At 38.2% G+C, this 19505-nt stretch carries 20 protein-coding genes; 13 read left to right on the top strand and 7 right to left on the bottom strand.

Annotation, left to right across the window (positions count from 1 at the left end; translation table 11 throughout):
• Positions 1–7: 7 nt before the first annotated feature.
• Both tnpA (GWR21_RS17155) and tnpB (GWR21_RS31925) read left to right on the top strand, forming a co-directional pair.
• A complete protein-coding gene (tnpA, locus tag GWR21_RS17155; protein ID WP_162332929.1) occupies positions 8–334 on the top strand; it encodes an IS66 family insertion sequence element accessory protein TnpA in 327 nt (108 codons plus the stop codon).
• Between the two features lie 3 nt (positions 335–337).
• Complete coding sequence (gene tnpB, locus GWR21_RS31925; protein WP_162332930.1) at positions 338–688, top strand: IS66 family insertion sequence element accessory protein TnpB; 351 nt, start codon at positions 338–340, stop codon at positions 686–688.
• Positions 689–933: 245 nt separating this feature from the next.
• Here the strand turns inward: tnpB (GWR21_RS31925) and tnpC (GWR21_RS17145) are convergent, their stop codons facing one another.
• Genes tnpC (GWR21_RS17145) through tnpA (GWR21_RS17135) form a run of 3 tightly spaced genes read right to left on the bottom strand, consistent with a single transcriptional unit; the run spans position 934 to position 3431 of the window.
• On the bottom strand, positions 934–2694 hold the full coding sequence (tnpC, locus tag GWR21_RS17145; RefSeq protein WP_162332931.1) for an IS66 family transposase: 1761 nt from the start codon (positions 2692–2694) through the stop codon (positions 934–936).
• Positions 2695–2750: 56 nt separating this feature from the next.
• The gene (gene tnpB, locus GWR21_RS31920) at positions 2751–3101 is read right to left on the bottom strand and encodes an IS66 family insertion sequence element accessory protein TnpB (protein ID WP_162332930.1); all 351 of its coding nucleotides are present in this window, start codon (positions 3099–3101) and stop codon (positions 2751–2753) included.
• Between the two features lie 3 nt (positions 3102–3104).
• On the bottom strand, positions 3105–3431 hold the full coding sequence (tnpA, locus tag GWR21_RS17135) for an IS66 family insertion sequence element accessory protein TnpA (protein ID WP_162332929.1): 327 nt from the start codon (positions 3429–3431) through the stop codon (positions 3105–3107).
• Between the two features lie 128 nt (positions 3432–3559).
• On the opposite strand from tnpA (GWR21_RS17135), the gene tnpC (GWR21_RS17130) reads away from it, so the two are divergent.
• The 8 genes from tnpC (GWR21_RS17130) (at position 3560) to GWR21_RS17095 (ending at position 13351) form a co-directional block, all read left to right on the top strand.
• Positions 3560–5137 carry an IS66 family transposase gene (tnpC, locus tag GWR21_RS17130; protein ID WP_162332928.1) on the top strand — a complete coding sequence of 526 codons (1578 nt, stop codon included), beginning with the start codon at positions 3560–3562 and terminating at the stop codon, positions 5135–5137.
• A 687-nt stretch (positions 5138–5824) separates the two neighbouring features.
• A complete protein-coding gene (locus tag GWR21_RS17125) occupies positions 5825–6757 on the top strand; it encodes a zeta toxin family protein (protein WP_162332927.1) in 933 nt (310 codons plus the stop codon).
• A complete protein-coding gene (locus tag GWR21_RS17120) occupies positions 6750–7154 on the top strand; it encodes a hypothetical protein (RefSeq protein ID WP_162332926.1) in 405 nt (134 codons plus the stop codon). The genes GWR21_RS17125 and GWR21_RS17120 overlap by 8 nt, the downstream gene beginning before the upstream one ends.
• Positions 7155–7284: 130 nt before the next feature.
• Positions 7285–7548: a hypothetical protein gene (locus GWR21_RS17115; protein WP_162332925.1), complete on the top strand. Its 264-nt coding sequence runs from the start codon at positions 7285–7287 to the stop codon at positions 7546–7548.
• Positions 7549–7859: 311 nt separating this feature from the next.
• Complete coding sequence (locus GWR21_RS17110; RefSeq protein ID WP_202928955.1) at positions 7860–9350, top strand: class I SAM-dependent DNA methyltransferase; 1491 nt, start codon at positions 7860–7862, stop codon at positions 9348–9350.
• 1 nt (position 9351) lies between these two features.
• The gene (locus GWR21_RS17105; RefSeq protein ID WP_162332924.1) at positions 9352–10950 is read left to right on the top strand and encodes a restriction endonuclease subunit S; all 1599 of its coding nucleotides are present in this window, start codon (positions 9352–9354) and stop codon (positions 10948–10950) included.
• Complete coding sequence (locus GWR21_RS17100) at positions 10937–12469, top strand: AAA family ATPase (RefSeq protein ID WP_162332923.1); 1533 nt, start codon at positions 10937–10939, stop codon at positions 12467–12469. The genes GWR21_RS17105 and GWR21_RS17100 overlap by 14 nt, the downstream gene beginning before the upstream one ends.
• A 3-nt stretch (positions 12470–12472) precedes the next feature.
• The gene (locus tag GWR21_RS17095) at positions 12473–13351 is read left to right on the top strand and encodes an HNH endonuclease family protein (RefSeq protein ID WP_162332922.1); all 879 of its coding nucleotides are present in this window, start codon (positions 12473–12475) and stop codon (positions 13349–13351) included.
• Between the two features lie 210 nt (positions 13352–13561).
• Here the strand turns inward: GWR21_RS17095 and GWR21_RS17090 are convergent, their stop codons facing one another.
• The 4 genes from GWR21_RS17090 to tnpA (GWR21_RS17075) all read right to left on the bottom strand — a co-directional run bounded on the left by GWR21_RS17090 (position 13562) and on the right by tnpA (GWR21_RS17075) (position 16950).
• On the bottom strand, positions 13562–13771 hold the full coding sequence (locus tag GWR21_RS17090; RefSeq protein ID WP_162332921.1) for a helix-turn-helix transcriptional regulator: 210 nt from the start codon (positions 13769–13771) through the stop codon (positions 13562–13564).
• 949 nt (positions 13772–14720) lie between these two features.
• Positions 14721–16211 carry an IS66 family transposase gene (gene tnpC, locus GWR21_RS17085; RefSeq protein ID WP_162330023.1) on the bottom strand — a complete coding sequence of 497 codons (1491 nt, stop codon included), beginning with the start codon at positions 16209–16211 and terminating at the stop codon, positions 14721–14723.
• A gap of 49 nt (positions 16212–16260) precedes the next feature.
• Entirely contained in the window at positions 16261–16617 is a 357-nt protein-coding gene (gene tnpB, locus GWR21_RS17080) for an IS66 family insertion sequence element accessory protein TnpB (RefSeq protein ID WP_262888451.1), read from the bottom strand.
• The gene (gene tnpA / locus GWR21_RS17075) at positions 16618–16950 is read right to left on the bottom strand and encodes an IS66 family insertion sequence element accessory protein TnpA (protein WP_162330025.1); all 333 of its coding nucleotides are present in this window, start codon (positions 16948–16950) and stop codon (positions 16618–16620) included. It abuts the gene before it with no gap.
• A gap of 44 nt (positions 16951–16994) precedes the next feature.
• Between tnpA (GWR21_RS17075) and GWR21_RS17070 the strand changes: the two genes are divergently transcribed.
• The 3 genes from GWR21_RS17070 to GWR21_RS17060 are packed head-to-tail and all read left to right on the top strand — an operon-like array spanning position 16995 to position 19284.
• Positions 16995–17555, top strand: coding sequence for a hypothetical protein (locus GWR21_RS17070; protein WP_162332920.1), 561 nt, complete (start codon positions 16995–16997; stop codon positions 17553–17555).
• A 45-nt stretch (positions 17556–17600) separates the two neighbouring features.
• Positions 17601–18335 (top strand): sensor histidine kinase, encoded by a 735-nt coding sequence (locus GWR21_RS17065; RefSeq protein WP_162332919.1) that lies wholly within the window; start codon positions 17601–17603, stop codon positions 18333–18335.
• Between the two features lie 40 nt (positions 18336–18375).
• Positions 18376–19284 carry a HEPN domain-containing protein gene (locus GWR21_RS17060; RefSeq protein ID WP_162332918.1) on the top strand — a complete coding sequence of 303 codons (909 nt, stop codon included), beginning with the start codon at positions 18376–18378 and terminating at the stop codon, positions 19282–19284.
• Positions 19285–19505: the final 221 nt, after the last annotated feature.

Raw genomic sequence — 19505 nt, 5'->3', positions numbered from 1 at the left:
AAGAGTCATGCAAAAGCCCATTGTTAAGTTGAATGAGCCGTCTACCACTAAGGCGGAAAGGATGAAGGAGATTGTCAGTAATTACCCCTGTTCTGGCAAAACAATTAAAGAGTACTGCACTGCCAATAAAATCAAAGTGAAGACCTTCTATTATTGGCTTCGCAAGTACAGAAATACAGAGGCTCCGGTATTAAATAAGCCCATGATTTTACCTGTAAATATTGATTCGATGAGTGTATCCGGAGAGTGTCAACCTTTGTTCGCTGAGCTTTTAGGTATAAAGATCTATCAGCCTGTTCCAGCGGAATATTTACTCACGCTGATAAATCGTTGATAAATGTTGTCTCTGGCAGGTTATAATTTTTATTTGTATACGCACAATACCGATATGCGAATGGGTATAAATAGTTTATCCGGAATAGTGCGTAACATAATGAATCAGGATCCATTAAATCGTGGAGTAATCTACTTGTTCTTCAATGGCAGGCGCACCCAGGTCAAGATGCTCGTTTTTGAGGGTGATGGCCATGCCCTTTACCATAAAAGATTAGCTCAGGGCACATTTGGTACGCCTGTGTATGACCAGACTACCCGATCAGTGACACTGGACAAGAAGGATGTGATGCTGATTTTGGAGGGAGTTGAGATCAGGTATAGGAAAAGGTATGGGCGAAAAAATCAGACATAATCAAACCATTATAATACCTGCTGCGTTTATATAGCTGTAACCATGACAACAACGCAGTGCGCCCCGAATTAATTACTTCCATCACAGATGTTTTACAACAGGTCTCCACCTTAACAGTGGCAAATGCCGACTTGTCAGAATCTCTGTCCCGGGAACGGATTACGTTTGGAAAAATCATCTACGACCGTAATGATTCGGTCCTCGGCATTCATCAACTAATCATCAAGGGCGTTACCTTTGCATCGTTATCCTTTCTTCTTCCAGTTGTGAGGTAATAAGTTGATCAGCTGATTTGCAGGGCAATCATGCAGACGATCGTAGATATCACAGAGGTAGGTAAACGGGTCGATGTTATTGAGATGGCAGGATTCAATCAGAGAGTAAAATAAGGCTACACGTTCAGCTCCGTGTTCATTGCCTGCGAACATTGAGTTCTTACGGAAGATAGTAACAGGCCGGATTACCCTCTCGGCGCCGTTATTATCTGGATCGACGTATCCATTTTCTGTAAATGCTCTTAGACGTGGCCATTGGCCCAGCGCGTAATTGACAGCTTTTGCGATAGGCGTTCCTGGCAGATGATCCTGATTTTGCTGGTGAAGTAACCATGATTTGATTTCGTCCAGGAACTGGACGGTATATTTCTGACGAAGTTGCAATCGCTGATCCGGAGTAAATTTATTCTTATCGGCATAGGCTTCTATCCGGTAGATAACATTGAAGAGTGTGAGTACTTCTGCTACAAGTTTTTTGTCATACGCCTCTGCCTTCTTGAACCCGCGACGGATGTGGACCAGGCAACTCATCATGGTAACTTCATCGTTATTTTTAAAAGCAGCAGTATATGACCCAAGACCATCAGTCTGGAGTATGCCTTTAAAATCTTTCAATACTTCGGCTGGTATATGTTGGCTTCTTGACGGGTTAAATTCAAACAAGACTAACTTGTGTTCTGGTGACAGGAACACCCAAAGCCAGCCATTAGATGGCTTCCCTTTGCCTACATCACTTAGGTACTTCAGTTTCGTCTCATCTGCCTTGATATATTTTGATTGCATAATGACCTTCCGAAGGCACCGTAGTAGTCGTTGAAGTTTTTTATAACAGATTTCTTCCCAACCATCTATCGTCGATGATGCAAAGTCTACACCTGTAGTGTTTTTGATAAATCTCAGCTGGCGGTAGTAAGGGTCTCCATATCCAAAACGGCGGCTATGAAGGTGTGCAAGCAATCTGTTGCCTGCGGTACCTTTTTCTACCATGCGCGGCTTTACAGGCTCACAGATGATCTGCTTCTCATCATTGATATATTGAAGGTGCTCCTGCTGGACTTTGATGATTTTTCCTGGTTGATAATCGTAATAGGTAGTCACCTTTTTGCCCATTGGTTTGAGCCCCGTTTTATCAATACTGATATCTATAGTCTCAGTTTGAACCTCTAGCCATGAAGGCTGAACTCTTCTCCCAAGATGTGCCTGGTATCTTTTCTTCTTCCGATTGCCTTTGATTATTTCATGGTTTGCTTGCTGTACACCAGCAGGAGTAACTGCTACGCTGATAATCTCTTCTAACTCCTGCGCATCAAATTCAGCGCCCAGCGTTTGCTGAATAGCAACATTGACAACCGCTGATTCAGGTATAAATTTCTCGGATTTCTTCCCCATCAACATATCGCAGAACTCCCTTAACTGAACTTCCTTTCGTAATCCTGCTTCTGCCTTTTCTCTCATCTCAGCATTCGCCTTTTCAAGGATCAAAATCCTTTCTTCCAGGTCTTTAATTATTTGCTCCCTGTCAAGCATGATTTCATGTGCCTGATGCAAATACCTATTCAATTTGACGCATTCTTCTTTCTTTGCTTCCAGTTGGTTATTCAGGTCGTAGATGATTTTTCCAAACGTAATCCGTTCCCGGGACAGAGATTCTGACAAGTCGGCATTTGCCACTGTTAAGGTGGAGACCTGTTGTAAAACATCTGTGATGGAAGTAATTAATTCGGGGCGCACTGCGTTGTTGTCATGGTTACAGCTATATAAACGCAGCAGGTATTATAATGGTTTGATTATGTCTGATTTTTTCGCCCATACCTTTTCCTATACCTGATCTCAACTCCCTCCAAAATCAGCATCACATCCTTCTTGTCCAGTGTCACTGATCGGGTAGTCTGGTCATACACAGGCGTACCAAATGTGCCCTGAGCTAATCTTTTATGGTAAAGGGCATGGCCATCACCCTCAAAAACGAGCATCTTGACCTGGGTGCGCCTGCCATTGAAGAACAAGTAGATTACTCCACGATTTAATGGATCCTGATTCATTATGTTACGCACTATTCCGGATAAACTATTTATACCCATTCGCATATCGGTATTGTGCGTATACAAATAAAAATTATAACCTGCCAGAGACAACATTTATCAACGATTTATCAGCGTGAGTAAATATTCCGCTGGAACAGGCTGATAGATCTTTATACCTAAAAGCTCAGCGAACAAAGGTTGACACTCTCCGGATACACTCATCGAATCAATATTTACAGGTAAAATCATGGGCTTATTTAATACCGGAGCCTCTGTATTTCTGTACTTGCGAAGCCAATAATAGAAGGTCTTCACTTTGATTTTATTGGCAGTGCAGTACTCTTTAATTGTTTTGCCAGAACAGGGGTAATTACTGACAATCTCCTTCATCCTTTCCGCCTTAGTGGTAGACGGCTCATTCAACTTAACAATGGGCTTTTGCATGACTCTTTTTTTGCAAAAGTCTGAAGATTTCAATACACTTCATTGATGGTCAGGACCGAATCATTACCTACGACCTGAATAACCAACTGGAAGCAAAGAAAGAAGAATGCGTCAAATTGAATAGGTATTTGCATCAGGCACATGAAATCATGCTTGACAGGGAGCAAATAATTAAAGACCTGGAAGAAAGGATTTTGATCCTTGAAAAGGCGAATGCTGAGATGAGAGAAAAGGCAGAAGCAGGATTACGAAAGGAAGTTCAGTTAAGGGAGTTCTGCGATATGTTGATGGGGAAGAAATCCGAGAAATTTATACCTGAATCAGCGGTTGTCAATGTTGCTATTCAGCAAACGCTGGGCGCTGAATTTGATGCGCAGGAGTTAGAAGAGATTATCAGCGTAGCAGTTACTCCTGCTGGTGTACAGCAAGCAAACCATGAAATAATCAAAGGCAATCGGAAGAAGAAAAGATACCAGGCACATCTTGGGAGAAGAGTTCAGCCTTCATGGCTAGAGGTTCAAACTGAGACTATAGATATCAGTATTGATAAAACGGGGCTCAAACCAATGGGCAAAAAGGTGACTACCTATTACGATTATCAACCAGGAAAAATCATCAAAGTCCAGCAGGAGCACCTTCAATATATCAATGATGAGAAGCAGATCATCTGTGAGCCTGTAAAGCCGCGCATGGTAGAAAAAGGTACCGCAGGCAACAGATTGCTTGCACACCTTCATAGCCGCCGTTTTGGATATGGAGACCCTTACTACCGCCAGCTGAGATTTATCAAAAACACTACAGGTGTAGACTTTGCATCATCGACGATAGATGGTTGGGAAGAAATCTGTTATAAAAAACTTCAACGACTACTACGGTGCCTTCGGAAGGTCATTATGCAATCAAAATATATCAAGGCAGATGAGACGAAACTGAAGTACCTAAGTGATGTAGGCAAAGGGAAGCCATCTAATGGCTGGCTTTGGGTGTTCCTGTCACCAGAACACAAGTTAGTCTTGTTTGAATTTAACCCGTCAAGAAGCCAACATATACCAGCCGAAGTATTGAAAGATTTTAAAGGCATACTCCAGACTGATGGTCTTGGGTCATATACTGCTGCTTTTAAAAATAACGATGAAGTTACCATGATGAGTTGCCTGGTCCACATCCGTCGCGGGTTCAAGAAGGCAGAGGCGTATGACAAAAAACTTGTAGCAGAAGTACTCACACTCTTCAATGTTATCTACCGGATAGAAGCCTATGCCGATAAGAATAAATTTACTCCGGATCAGCGATTGCAACTTCGTCAGAAATATACCGTCCAGTTCCTGGACGAAATCAAATCATGGTTACTTCACCAGCAAAATCAGGATCATCTGCCAGGAACGCCTATCGCAAAAGCTGTCAATTACGCGCTGGGCCAATGGCCACGTCTAAGAGCATTTACAGAAAATGGATACGTCGATCCAGATAATAACGGCGCCGAGAGGGTAATCCGGCCTGTTACTATCTTCCGTAAGAACTCAATGTTCGCAGGCAATGAACACGGAGCTGAACGTGTAGCCTTATTTTACTCTCTGATTGAATCCTGCCATCTCAATAACATCGACCCGTTTACCTACCTCTGTGATATCTACGATCGTCTGCATGATTGCCCTGCAAATCAGCTGATCAACTTATTACCTCACAACTGGAAGAAGAAAGGATAACGATGCAAAGGTAACGCCCTTGATGATTAGTTGATGAATGCCGAGGACCGAATCATTACATTGTTGCAAACATATTAGGTAATTGGAAAAGTCATTATTGAAGAGGACAGTATGGGAGAAATTAGGCTGCATACGGAAAGGGAGGACTAAAATAGCAAAAACTTCCTACGGAATGGATACCCCTTGTAATACTTAGATTCCACCATAATTATCAAATAATGAAGCCGTAAGCAGACGACCCGTGTGCAGAAAACTGCTTGCGTGTGCCTGTAGGTGAGAGTTAACAGTCTGCTTTACCGGAACTATTTAAAGTAGATTTGATAAAATCCATACTTTAATAAAATATTGTTTAATCCAATGCCTCCTTAAAATCTTTGACTTACTCTCTTCAGAATATTTTTTTAAAAAAAATATATTTTCCTATGTGTTTGTTTAATTATTTGATTGTCATTATGTAATGATAAAAATAGTAATCTAGATAAGCAATTTCAGAATGCTAATGAAAGCCATGAAAAATCAGGGATAGGACGAAATGAAAGGTTCCTTATACTTGATTTATATTTTTAAATTGTTTCAAAAATGTCATGAATTTTAATTTATTATATTTTTTATACTTTATGCGTGATATTGCAATTGTACTTTTTTTAGTATAATCGCTTTTTCGTAAATTCAAATGTTTTTTCATTTATGGCAAAGAGATCCAATAGACCGCTTAATAATATGGAGTTAGTCGAGCATTTCTTAGAAAATGTTTTGTCCATGGACTTGGATAGTGATAAAGGATACTCAATAGTGCCCAAAATTGTATCTACCGAACTTAACATTGAGAATTTTGATGAATCATTAATAAGTGTTAATAGCAAATCTTACCGCTCATCTAAATATAGGAAGGATCAAGCGCGTATCAAACTATGGCGACAGATTGTTACAGAATTACTTTCAATGAAGAGGTTAAAAAGTGATGAGGGAATTAGATTAAAAAAGGGAGGAGCATTTCCCAATTCGGGTGTCAGAATTGAAAGAGAAGCTTATATTATCATAGGTTTACCTGCATCTGGTAAATCAAGTATCTCGAATAGAATTGCAGATGAGTTTGGCGCAATCATTCTTGATTCGGACTATGCAAAAAGAAAGTTGCCAGAATTTAATGCGTTGCCTTTTGGAGCGACATTGGTTCATGAGGAATCTGATAGGATAGTTTTCGGAGATCCAAATAACAAGGAAGATTTTAGATCTCTATTTGATCATTGTATCGAGTTAAACGCCAATATAGTTATTCCTAAAATAGGTAGTAATGTTAAAGGTATAAACATCTTAATTGATACTTTATTAAAAGTTGAATATAAAGTAAACTTGACACTTCTGGAATTGGATAGGGTGAAAGCTACCAAAAGGGCATTAGAACGATTTATTACTACTGATAGATACGTTCCACTAAGTTTGATCTTTGATACTTATGGAAATCATCCAACAATAACTTATTTTAAAATAGTGGAACAACGAAAAGAAGATTTAAAAAGTTATGGGATCATAAGTAATGATGTCGCAAAAAATAAATCACCCGTTAAAATATTCTCTAGTAACGATTATAATCCTGCAATTTTATATTCAAATGGATAAGAAAAATAAACCTAGTCAAAAGGAACATCCTGTTATATATACATATATATATGAACGTGAACTTGAAGATATTAATAGATTAAAGAAGAGCGTTGAAAGCAAACCCTTAAATTTTGATAAGAAGGGGCAAGATATGGACTCAAATAAAGTCATTATTAGATTTGATTTTTTTAATGGCGAGCTTAATCCGGTCTACAAAACAAAGGTTGATAAAGTTAGTACCTCAGAGGTGAAACCGGTTGCCGTCCAAGCCGGTAACAACGTAGCTAAAGCAAAAGTAACGAAAGCAAAAAATGAAATAGTGGTTAAAACAAATAAAACCACTGTTTCGCCTAAGGTCGCACAGGGAATAAAAAAGGGAGCAACGACGAAGCAGCCCCCCAAAAAAACTAGATGATTCATAAGAAGAGTAAATAATAACCATTTAAGGAATATTAATTGGGTGATCGTTGGCGCGAGGCTAGAATGGGATAATAATGTCAATTATAATATTACTTTAAACCGTTAGTTCATCAACATTTATAACTATGAAGTATCATGTTAAAACAATAAATAGCAGCAGATGTCATATTACTTTGCTTCCTGAAAATGATGTCGATGAAAATTTATTACGGATTAGAGATGAAGAAGAAAGAGATGCAAAAGCTTTTACGTTTGAATGGCATTACCAATCAGCCCTAACCAACAAATTTGGGATAAAAGCACATCTGACAGCTATTCATAATCATCATTACCCGTCTAGTGTATTTGCCGACTATATTGTAGAGGGGCATACAATAGGCAATGTTTGAGTAATTCAACATTGATTGTATATGTATTAGTGAAGTAAATCCTTTGAACCGTGACTAACATTCTCCTCTTTTTTTGTATCATAATGTTTTATTAGATCCTTAATTGTGAACCCGGGTAAATGATTCCTGTATTCCCTAAATTATATCCCACTTTGCTTCAATCCGATTGCATCTTTAGCTCATTATTACTGGACTTTCGAATTAGGTGGTAAGTATGAATTAAGACTGTGCTATCTACAGATAAATAACGAGAGAATCTCGTTTATATAACAGTATGAAGGGTTAATTCAGTATCCAAATTTAAAAGAACGATGCGTGAAAATAGTATCTTTGCTAATACTATTACATCAAATTTTATTATGAGTCAATCGACAAACGATATAGTATCCAAGCTCTGGAATCTTTGTAATATTCTCAAGGATGACGGGGTAACCTATCATCAATACGTTACAGAACTTACTTACCTCATTTTTTTAAAAATGGCTAAGGAGACTGGTTTTGAGAGTCAAATTCCAGTTGGAAACAGATGGGATGCCATCCTTGAGCAAGAAGATGAAAATCGATTAGAAACATATAAAGCATCTCTAGAGAGCTTAAAAAGTAGTTCTTCTAGACTTGTCTCAGCAATTTTTGATGAAGCCCAAACATTCATAAAAAAACATAGGTCATTTGTAATATTAACTAATGAGATTAATAAATTGGAGTGGTATAAAAATGAGCGGGAAGAACTGGGAAATATTTATGAAGGCCTTTTGGAGAAAAATGCAAGTGAGAAAAAATCAGGTGCTGGACAGTATTTTACTTCTCGTCCGTTAATTAATTGCTTAGTTGATTTAATGAAGCCTTCCATAGACGACATCATTCAAGATCCAGCAGCTGGAACAGCAGGTTTTCTTGTTGCCGCATCAGGACACATAAAAAGAAATACGGATGTAGGTAAATTCACAAATAAAGAGGTCAAGAAGTTTAATCATGGAACATTTTACGGAATGGAACATGTTCATGATACTCAAAGATTGGCGTTAATGAATATGGCTCTGCATGGTATTTCCAAAGGTAGTATGGGAGTAAGCGTATTATATGGTGATACCTTATCTTCAGATGGATTAAAATTACCTAAAGCGACTTTAGTATTGTCTAATCCGCCTTTTGGGAATAAAAAGGGTGGAGGATTACCTGAAAGGCCAGATTTTTCATTTCCAACATCAAACAAACAACTATGTTTCCTGCAGCATATTTATTTAGGTCTTGAATGTGGCGGTCGTGCAGCAGTTGTTGTTCCTGACAATGTATTGATTGAATCTAATACAGGAAGGCTTATTCGGACTGAACTAATGGACAAATGTAGGTTGCATACAATTTTAAAACTACCCCCTGGAATATTTTATGCTCAAGGAGTAAAGACATCTGTATTGTTTTTTACAAGAGGGAAATTGGATGTCGGGAATACTAAAGAGACTTGGATTTATGATCTGCGATCAAATATGCCCCTGTTTAATAAAAGTACACTTTTAGAAGAATCATATTTTGAAGACTTTAAAAAGGCATACGGAGATGATCCGTGGGCTTCTCCTGAAGCTTTGCAAAAAAGAATTGATACGGGTTTGCAAGGACGATTTAGGCGATTTGATAGAGAAACTATAAAATTAAGAAATGATAACCTTAATATTTCTTGGCTTTCCGATGAAAGTGAACGAAGTAGTACGGAGATAAGTCCTCTCATTATGATTGAAGGTATCCAAACCGAGTTATTGGCCGCATTAGAAGATATCCAAACATTAATATCAGATCTTACAGACTAACATGGATTTAGGAAGTTTACCTCAAGGCTGGTGTATGACGAAAATCGGTGAAATATCCACTATGATATTCCGTGGCAAGTCTCCTAGATATTCAAACCTAAGTAGCTTACCAATTATCAATCAAAAATCAGTTAGATGGAACGGGATTGTGAGTGAGTATTTGAAGTATGTCCACTCTGATCAGATTGACGGTTGGCCAGAAGAGAAATTAGCACAGGATGGAGACATCTTGTGGAATAGCACGGGGACCGGAACCATTGGTCGAGCATGCATTTTCAAAGCGGATTTAATTAGAATGCCAGTTGCTGTTGATAGTCATATAACAATTGTAAGGGTATTGAAAGAAATAGTTGAGCCAGAGTATCTTTTATTTTGGATCAAGACTCCATATGTTCAAAACGAAATACTTCGCTTGGCTACAGGGAGTACAAATCAAATTGAATTAACAAAACATATAGTAGAAAATCTTCGGGTCCCATTGCCGCCTCTTTCCGAGCAACGTAAGATAGTTGATAAAATTAAGCTTATAAGTTCCAAACTTGGTGCTATAAATGATAGGTTAGTTAGAATGGATGAACAGCTTGTATCATTTAAAAATCTGATCCTACTCGATGCATATTCTGGGAGATTATTAAATGAAAACGCTGATCTAGAAAAATGGAAATATATTGAGGCAGACGAAATCTGCGAAAAAGTTCAAAGTGGTGGTACACCGAAATCTGGATTTAGTGAGGAGAACGATATTCCATTTTTAAAAATATATAACATTGTTAATCAAAAGATCGACTTTAAGAAGAAGGAGCAATACATTTCCAATAAAGTAAATGAAGGTGAGTTATTACGATCGCAAGCTTTTCCAAATGACGTTCTAATGAATATAGTTGGCCCTCCACTTGGTAAAGTTGCTATAATTCCTAACACTTTTCCAGTTTGGAATATTAACCAAGCATTAGTATTATTTAGAGGTAATTCGAAAATAATGTCTGAGTGGATTTACTATGTATTGTGTTCTGGAAAGCACGTTGAATCAGTTATTAATGATACTAGTGGATCAGCAGGACAAATAAATATTTCTTTAACGCAATGTAGAAAATTTGTATTTCCTGTTCCTCCAAAGTCTATCCAACAGAAATTAGTAAATAAGATAAAAAGTTTATTTTATTCGGCAGATACGATTCAGAGTAAGATAAATAACTCTAAGAGGACGATAGAAAGTGTCGAACCGTTTATATTAGAGCAAGCTTTTAGCGGAAAATTAATTGACTATACAAGTACCGAAAATAAGATGACATTGGAAACAATAGCGACTGTAAAAGCGAACTTCATAAACGAAATGTCCATGAATTCCAGCAAGCATACAACAAAAAAAGTCGTTTCAAAAAAAGAGGTCAAATCTGTAAGAAAGTATGAGGAATTAATAGACAGACTTATGGCCTTGGGAGGATCTGCCTATCCTGCAGATTTGCTAGCAGCAACTAAGTTAGAGAATGATGTTGATTCATTTTTTTATTATTTAAAGCAAGCGAAAGATAAGAATATTCTTGATGTGCCTATTGGTAGACATGGATTAATCAAAATTGCAAACAATGAAAATAAGTAGGTTAGCAATTAAGAGTCCATGGAAGAATTTAAACGGATTCTCCGTGAGTTTTAACACAGAAAAAGATATTGTTGTTTTATTGGGAAAAAATGGGTCGGCAAAAAGTAATCTTTTAGAATCTTTGATAAAGATATTTAGAGATATTGATCTTCATGATCCCTCGCCATTTTCCTATTTTTTGGAGTATTATATAGATGGAAAAGCAATAAATATCGAGGCTGAATTGGAAAAATATCCTAAAGCGACTATAGATGGAGAATCTATAACGTTAATAAAGCTGCGGGAAAAATGGGTTCCGAGATTTGTTGTTGGTTATTATTCGGGAGCAAGTGATAGGTTTCAAGAGTTATTTCAAGAACATGATCGAGCTGCATTAAAAAGTACACTGCACGCTATACGGCCCGGCGAAAAACTAAATTTAAGAAAATTTATCTATGCTAGACCTGAGCATGGTCTTTTTGCATTATTATCTTTCTATCTCTCAGAGGATAAGGACATTGATGAATTTTTGAAATCGCATCCAAGAATTGAGTCTTTTGCTTCAGCGACTTTGGTTTTAAATAAGCCAAGCTGGGCAAAGAAACAGAGTAATCCAGATAACTTTTGGGGAGCCAAAGGTCCCGTTGGCGACTTACTGAACAATATTAAAAAACATAGTTTGGCTCCTTTTAGCCACACGATTGTTCTTTCAAAAGATTTTAGGCATAAAGAGAAGACCGAAGTTACATATTTACATTTGCCAGATCTACGTTCTTTACAGGAGCTTGCGGCTGAATACGGAAAAGATCCGAAGTCTTTTTTTCAAGCCTTAGACACTATGAGGCTGAGTGAATTGATTGCTGATTTTCGAGTGAGAGTGAATGTTAAAGGTGCTAATAATTCAATACATACTCGACAGTTAAGTGAAGGAGAACAACAATTGCTGACCGTGCTAGGTTTGATGCGTTTTACTCAAGATTCTGGCTCCTTGTACATACTCGATGAGCCTGATACCCATTTAAATCCTGCTTGGGGATTAGACTATTTGGAGAAGTTGCGTACGATTGGGGGAATAAACAAAAATAGTCACACTATTTTAGCAACACATGACCCATTACTTGTTGCCGGATTAGTTAAAGAAGAAATAAAGGTTTTAACACGTTCTGATGTTGGAATAATTAGGGCTATGGAGCCTGAAGAAAGTCCAAGAGGTACTGGAGTGGCCGGAGTATTAACCAGCGAATTGTATGGATTGGAAAGTCAGTTAGATTCTTTTAGTTTAAAAGTCCTTAAGAGAATATATGAAATTTCCCTATTAGAGGACTATCCACAAAGAGCAAAACATCTTCAAAGATTACGGAAGATAGTACCAGGTCTGGCTGCTACTGATACATCTCCCGACCCCTATAGAAATATTGCAAAATTGGCATATCGGGAGGCTATCGACCTTGTAGTAAAGTCCGAGGGGACTGCGGATTTGAAAATGAAAGCCATTGAAAGGTTATCCGCTCTACTGTATAAAGAATCCCAAAATTTGTAACAAATGATTTATATCAACCCAACGAGAATTAATGTTCCCGCTGAATGGGAGGAAAAAGTGAAGGAACTAAAAGCCGAACTACTCTTAAAAAAGCCAGATGAGAGAATAGACTTTATAAATTCAAAAAGAAATGAGACATGGGGACATCCTGAAATTTTGAAGGCTTTAAGAAAGGTTATCGGTAATAAATGTTGGTATTCTGAAGTTGATCTGACGGGCGCAGATCCTAATATAGATCATTTTCGACCTAAAGGAGCCGTTTCGGAAATAGATCCGGATAGTTTAACAAAAACAGGAGCAATAGCTGTAGGATATTGGTGGCTCGCATTTGATAAGGAGAATTTCCGTTTATCTAGTATGCACTCAAATCAAAGACGTGTTGATGAAACAACTCAAGGCGGAAAATGGGATTTTTTCCCCGTTCTTGGCAGCCGAGCACAGGAAGGCACAAATGTATCAATGCTTAAAGAAAACGTATTACCCCTTGATCCATGTTCGCCGACTGATGTTTCTCTTATGTGGTTTGAGCCTGATGGCAAACCTGGATTTCGAAATTGGCGTAGGGTACCAACATTGGACGAGGAACGGAGAATGAGAGTTACCATTTGGTTATTTCATCTTGATAAACATGAAATTGCAGTAAGAAGGGCCAATGCTATGGAGGATGTTAGGACAGCTTTAAAAAATGCTGATGCTATATTTCAAATTTGGCAATTGAGTGGAGGGAAATTGGATAATTATGAAAGAAATTTATTTGATAATGCTCTTACTCAGATAAAAAGTAAGATAGCAGATGATGCTCCATTTGCAGGCGCAAAACGCTGTGTTATTCAGCTTGCAAAGGCCGAGTATGATTGGATACAGGAATATATGATTATATAGTCTTGGTCCAATAAATCTAAAAACATAAAAGAGTAAACCAACTACATCGAATAATGTGAAGCAACTTATACGGATTTCGATTTTTCATTTGATAGTAAGAAGTTGCGTTAAATGCATCACAAGTAAATAGTTAAGAAAGGCGCATTTAGCTTGGATAACTACAAGTAGTAGCACCATCAATACTCTGGATTTTCCATGTGTGAATTTCAATTATTTGTTTACAAGCAATTCACAAACTCCTACGTTTAATATTTCCGCAATTTTAAATAATGTTTCTACAGTAGGTTGATTCCGATTCGTACACCATTTAGACACAGCGGTTGAACTTACGCCCAACTGTTCGGCTAACCATATATTAGTTTTCTCTTTCTCCAATAATACAATCTTGATTCTATTATATCTTCTTCTGGAATCGGTCATTCTGCAACTAACGAAAAAAGGTGTAAAGTATTTACATTCAATATTATGGCGATAACTTAAAGTTTATTTAGTGATTTTAAGTTATTTTATTTAACTTGTACGATATATAAATGATTTAAATGAGCCTTATAAATACGTCATAAAGCTGCTAATAAGTATCAATTTTTAAAGCGTATTTGCTTTATCTCGCTCCTGAAAACTACGACCTTTGGAGATGGCGAGAAATAAGGTAGATCGCTCACGTTTTCCTTATTATATTTAAGGTCAAGACGTGGGCGTCCTTATTCGCCATCGGGGTGTCGTAGCCCTTCAGGAACGATAAGGACTAACCCACGTCTTTTTATTTTCCTGGTTAGTCCTCAAAGCAGGCCTTTTATTTTTCCACTATTTACTTACTGCTATGAAATACGAGAGTAACCAGTTCATTTCTATATCAGAAGACAAATTCTTCCTCTCACTGACGAGAATCGCCTCGTACTTAATGCAGATGCTCTATCTATATGCATTTGATATTGTTACCAAGTTGAAACTAACAGAATCGGTTACCCTAAGAACCTCCCATATCATAAGTCTACTTAACGAGAGCTGTCAGGGCATCTCGCCATAGAACATGAACATCATTGATATTACAACATTGATACTCCATCAGTCATGATGGCCTAAGTCGTATGTCAGTATGATTCATTATCGTCTTTCAATCACCTCTTATATAAATCACCAACAAATGAATCACGTTGCTTTCTCAAACACAGCGTTTTCAACTCAAAATCTCAATGTATTGGAGAATACCGATCCTTATTCTGTGATTTATCAGTTATTTGATTTCGCTGACCTATCACGTATTCGTGAATATCACTGGGAATATTTAAAATCAACTGTAACAGGTAGTTTCAATAAAGAACTTGTAAGTATCCGGTAGACAGCACCTATGTAATGATTTTGGAGAGCGTTACTTTTGCTTCGTGATCCAGATATGAGGTAGGAGCTCTTTGATTCTGTTGATGGGATGGTCGTTAATTACCATTAAAACGTCCTTTAGCCAAAGGCTGGGATTAATGTTATGTAGTTTACAGGTTCCGATCAGGCTGTAGAGCATTGCAATTCGCTTTGCTGATTCATGGCTCCCGGCAAAGAGGTAATTCTTTCGGCCTATAACAGTCGCTCTTATAGATCTCTCAGCCGCGTTATTATCTGGATGTAGCTTTCCATCATACACGAAGGCACAGAGTTTATCCCAGCGTTTTATACTATAGGCAAGGGCTTTTCCTATCGGGCTTTGTGGAAGTACCTGCTTGTATTGGTCTTCCATCCAGCTTCCTAATTTCTTCAGTATAGGTAAGGAGTGCTTCTGTCTTGAAGCTGCTCGTTTTTCATTGTCGTGATTTAACGCCCTGCTATCGCGTTCAATCTGATAGACGAGCTGTAACTGTTCCAATACATATTCTGCTCTTTCTCGGTCGCTGTAAATAGCGTCAGAGAAGTACCTTCTTGCATGAGCAAGACAGTGGATCAATGTTATATTATTGGTGTCAACGATGCTATTATATGCAGAGTAAGCGTCTGTTTGCAGCGTACCATAAAAATCTTTCAGCATTTCTGCGGGTCCTTCTCGGCCACGCCCGGGTTGATAATCAAAGACAAGCAGCTTGTTAATACTATCCTGATAGAGCCAGTAATACCCCCGATGAGTGCTCCCTTTCTTATCCTTGTCGAGCACTGGTACCGATGTCTCATCAGCCTGCAAATAGTCAGCGTTGAGTACTTCTGTTACCAGCGCTCTGTATATAGGAGTAATTAACGCAGCTGTCTTAGCAAAACCATCACTCAGCGTTGAGTATGGTAGCTTTATGCCATCTCTTTCCAGACGTTGTTGCTGGCGATGCACGGGGAGATGATCGCAGATCTTCTCAACAACCAGTTGAGCCAGTAAGCCTGGCCCCATCATCGATTTTGCAACTGGTAATGTTGGCAAAGGTCCAACAATAATTTTTGACGACGTCTCATCCGCAGATGGGAGAAGGTACTTGTTACGGATGTAACGGACTACATAAATTTCAGCGGGTTTGTATTCCAGCACTTCAGTTTCAGTGGTGCCAATATGTTTACTACCAGCTGGTATATGGTCTGGATCTATAATTACATCTTCTCTTCGTAAGTGAGATGGTATGGTATGACGGCTATCTCTGGCTTGAGTCGCATCTTGTTTTACAACTTTCACATAAGTCACCTTCTTTGCATCTAACACGTTGCAAACAGCAGCAGATTGTTCTGTTGGAATATCGAGTGCCAGTTGATTCTTATCTGCGGGAATAAATCGCTCCTGACGAACTCCGAAAATCATCTTCTTGAGCTGATTCAATTCATGCTGCAGCTGCTCAACCTTGTTGATGGCAGACTCATAGAGCTGTTTGTAATCATTATCTTCTGCTGACGTACTCATTGCAATTGCAATGTTATCACATGTAAATCAATTATTTGTTAGCGCGATGTTAATGATCGGCAGATTGTCGAAAATACCGCCTGCGGTACTGGACTTTATCCATCTGAATGCCTTGCAGAATAAGCATCAATTGTGTAGAAGTAAGCGAAGACTGTACCCCACCTGGTTTGGGAATCTCAAATGTTCCCTTCTCAAGCCGCTTGTAATAAATCGCAAATCCATCTTGCTGCCATTGAAGTAGCTTGATATGTGTAGCTCTGCGGTTAAAGAAAATATAGACATCCCCGGTTAAAGGATCCAAATGCATCTGTTGATTGACAATAGCCGCCAGTTTGTAAAAGCTACTACTTATCATGATTGGCTGAGTATACAGAAAATACCTGCATGAGGACGAGAGTGCCAGCATTTATTTACTGTTTAGTAGCTCTTTTAGCATGTCTGTATTGACCGCCGAATGAAAAATTATCCTGTTACCTGATAAAGATATCACCTCCGCGAATGGAAGTGCAATATCTGGTATACTCGCCTTAGAAGGTGTCAGCTGAATGAAATGTTTTCGTCTGGGAACTTTTGCAGGAGTGGCAAACTGCTTCCTCCAGTTCTTGAGCATGGAGACCGTGATTCCATGATTATCACAAAACACTTGCATCTTTACGTTTGACTGGCTCCATTGCATCGCGATATTCTTCTTCTCCGATATTGTAAATGAACGTATCGTGGAATTATTGGATGATTGCATACAGGGCATATTTAAACAACGCAAACATAAACCCTCAGACTTACATGCCGAAGATGCTGTCTACCGGAACCTTACAAGAACTTACGAGGCGGGAACGAAGTATGCTTGTATTTTATCATGAGATGATTGGAAAACTAGTGGAAGCCACTCATATTATTAACGAACAATATAAAATCCTTAGGCGATTTTGGTTAGGACACCATGATTTACAAAGTATTTTGACTAATCCTGTCAAATCGGTAAATGAGAAGATCATTGATCTGATAATAATGATAGTCAGACCAGAAAGAATTTACCAAGTAGATGGTCACACGAACGATCCTGAAGACCTTCGCGTAGTCCGTAGCTATCTAGTTGTTTTGGCATCAGATAAGATGTTCTATGATAAGTGGAAGATATTTATCGAATCGGCATGTGTTGAATTAGGTTCAGTCGTTGTTTCATTTATTGAAAACACAGACTTAATCAAGATACAAGGTTTAGGACATAGCTTCTATTCCCAATTTTGTGTTCCGGAAAACTGTCTTTACGAATGTGATGTCCGAACTGAAAGTACATCTATTCAGAAGAACGGCGTTAATATCAACGATGCCCCAATACTTTAAGTTACTGATTACAGTCGCCTTTTTACATTGTTTAAATAACCTTGTATGTTAATATCCGATAGTTCAAATCTACTCTCGCATCAAGTAGCTCAAAATACGATGCACACATTCATGGGAATGCTTGCTCATGAAATGAAAACTTCAATCTCTGGTATCTGTATGGCTACCAATATGCTTTTGCAAGACAAATTAGGAGCCCGGGACAAAAAGTTTTACTTGTCCAGTATTAATGCGATGAGCCTTGATGTATTGCACATTTTAAATAACATGATGTCGTCTTCGATGGTCAACGCGGGAAAGTTGGAGATTATGCCGATTATTTCGCCTATCCATATAAAAAAATGGCTCAAGTCTTACATTGATCAACATAATAGACTTTTCAAGTCTAAGCTAATAAGCATTAAACTAACTTTCAATCGTAAGATTCCTGAGTATCTAATTACAGACCCTATAAAACTTGCGCAAATATTGAAAAACCTTTTAGACAACGCTTTTCAATATTCTCCGGTGGGCGGCATAATATCTGTGTTTGTAGGTTGTGTCGGGGAATCCAGTATGTTTTTCATGGTTACAGATCAAGGCAAAGGCATATCTTCTGATAAAATTCACCTGTTGTTTGAACCATTTCGGTCTTTTAATGGCGGATTTACAGGTACAGGGCTCGGATTGTACATAAGTAAATTATATGCCCAAGCACTGGGTGGTGATCTTACGCTTGCAAGTAGCGATAACAATGGCTCCTCATTTTTTCTGCGAATAGTTAATCAATCCAATAAATAAAAAAAGGATATCCCCATTTTAAAACATCAATTCCCCTGATATGCTAACAGAATTCAAGCATCTATCAAAACCACAAGTAGCTCAATTAGTCGAGCTTATCCAGAAGATAGTAAAAGTTGTTCATCCTAACAAGATGATTTGTTATGGAGCACGTATGAACACTACTTCACAGTGGAATAGTTTCATGAATGACAACAAATGCATAACTGAAGAAAGACCTGCTTATGACCTGTTAATCATAATCAATAATGATGAGAAACAACTAGATCATGAGATTATTGAGTGTGCGGAAATACAAGCCACAAAAGTTGGCTGTGATGTGACAACCCTTGTGCAGTCCTTAGGTCAGTCGAACAGAGCATTGGAAAATGGTAATCGTTTCATTTCTACAGTATATCGTAAAGGAATACTGTTGTATGATTTGGATAAAGTGCCATTATCCGTGCCACCGGACGAACCTACGATAGAAGCAGTAATTGATACCATTACCAATGATTGGAAAAAGGGCTACGAGTTGGCCCAATGCTTTTTTAAAAAGGCAATTTATTGTTATGAGAACACATGGTATGAGCAGACTACATTTGATCTGCATCAAGCGGTACAACACGCTTGTATGTGTATGCTGAGGATGTATTCTGGTTATCGTTCCAATACACATAATTTATCCCGTCTTTTATCCTTGATTAAAAACTTCTCACCTGCACCAAGCGGTGTTTTTCCTTGTACAACAAAGGAAGAGATAGGTATTTACAATATTCTTAATAAGGCGTATTCCGATGCGCGTTACAATGAGAACTATCAGGTGACAGCTGAGAAGGCCCAGTTATTAATTGGCAGAGTAAAAGCTCTTTTATCCATCGCACAACAATTATATCAGGAAAGATTGCTTAGTCTTAGATCGGATTTGGCTATCCAGCTACCAGTAAGCGCTCTTAATGTAGTCGTATAATGCAATCCGAAGGAGTTTCCATGCTAATTAGAATGTCTCCAAATAAGGAATGATATTATTTTGACGCGTTTTTAAGCGCAGTTAAATGGAGGTTGATAATCCTTAATTATTCTTTAACTATTTTTTAATGGATGTCGACTTTCTGGCAACTAGTTCTGAATAGGTTTAGTGACAGCATTTTGTATTCCTTATTGGATCTCTTTTAATAGAAAAACTGTACA

This window comes from Chitinophaga agri (assembly GCF_010093065.1).
GTDB lineage: Bacteria > Bacteroidota > Bacteroidia > Chitinophagales > Chitinophagaceae > Chitinophaga > Chitinophaga agri.
This window is presented reverse-complemented; position numbering and strand designations above follow the sequence as displayed.

Excerpts from the sequence above, each read along its gene's own strand:
- tnpB (WP_162332930.1), bottom strand. The coding sequence starts at position 3,101 with ATGTTGTCTCTGGCAGGTTATAATTTTTATTTGTATACGCACAATACC.
- tnpB (WP_162332930.1), top strand. The coding sequence starts at position 338 with ATGTTGTCTCTGGCAGGTTATAATTTTTATTTGTATACGCACAATACC.
- GWR21_RS17105 (WP_162332924.1), top strand. The coding sequence starts at position 9,352 with ATGGATTTAGGAAGTTTACCTCAAGGCTGGTGTATGACGAAAATCGGT.
- GWR21_RS17110 (WP_202928955.1), top strand. The coding sequence starts at position 7,860 with ATGCGTGAAAATAGTATCTTTGCTAATACTATTACATCAAATTTTATT.
- GWR21_RS17115 (WP_162332925.1), top strand. The coding sequence starts at position 7,285 with ATGAAGTATCATGTTAAAACAATAAATAGCAGCAGATGTCATATTACT.
- GWR21_RS17095 (WP_162332922.1), top strand. The coding sequence starts at position 12,473 with ATGATTTATATCAACCCAACGAGAATTAATGTTCCCGCTGAATGGGAG.
- tnpC (WP_162330023.1), bottom strand. The coding sequence starts at position 16,211 with ATGAGTACGTCAGCAGAAGATAATGATTACAAACAGCTCTATGAGTCT.
- tnpA (WP_162330025.1), bottom strand. The coding sequence starts at position 16,950 with ATGCAATCATCCAATAATTCCACGATACGTTCATTTACAATATCGGAG.
- GWR21_RS17120 (WP_162332926.1), top strand. The coding sequence starts at position 6,750 with ATGGATAAGAAAAATAAACCTAGTCAAAAGGAACATCCTGTTATATAT.
- tnpA (WP_162332929.1), bottom strand. The coding sequence starts at position 3,431 with ATGCAAAAGCCCATTGTTAAGTTGAATGAGCCGTCTACCACTAAGGCG.
- GWR21_RS17060 (WP_162332918.1), top strand. The coding sequence starts at position 18,376 with ATGCTAACAGAATTCAAGCATCTATCAAAACCACAAGTAGCTCAATTA.
- GWR21_RS17070 (WP_162332920.1), top strand. The coding sequence starts at position 16,995 with ATGCCGAAGATGCTGTCTACCGGAACCTTACAAGAACTTACGAGGCGG.
- GWR21_RS17125 (WP_162332927.1), top strand. The coding sequence starts at position 5,825 with ATGGCAAAGAGATCCAATAGACCGCTTAATAATATGGAGTTAGTCGAG.
- tnpA (WP_162332929.1), top strand. The coding sequence starts at position 8 with ATGCAAAAGCCCATTGTTAAGTTGAATGAGCCGTCTACCACTAAGGCG.
- tnpB (WP_262888451.1), bottom strand. The coding sequence starts at position 16,617 with ATGCTGGCACTCTCGTCCTCATGCAGGTATTTTCTGTATACTCAGCCA.
- GWR21_RS17065 (WP_162332919.1), top strand. The coding sequence starts at position 17,601 with ATGTTAATATCCGATAGTTCAAATCTACTCTCGCATCAAGTAGCTCAA.
- GWR21_RS17100 (WP_162332923.1), top strand. The coding sequence starts at position 10,937 with ATGAAAATAAGTAGGTTAGCAATTAAGAGTCCATGGAAGAATTTAAAC.
- GWR21_RS17090 (WP_162332921.1), bottom strand. The coding sequence starts at position 13,771 with ATGACCGATTCCAGAAGAAGATATAATAGAATCAAGATTGTATTATTG.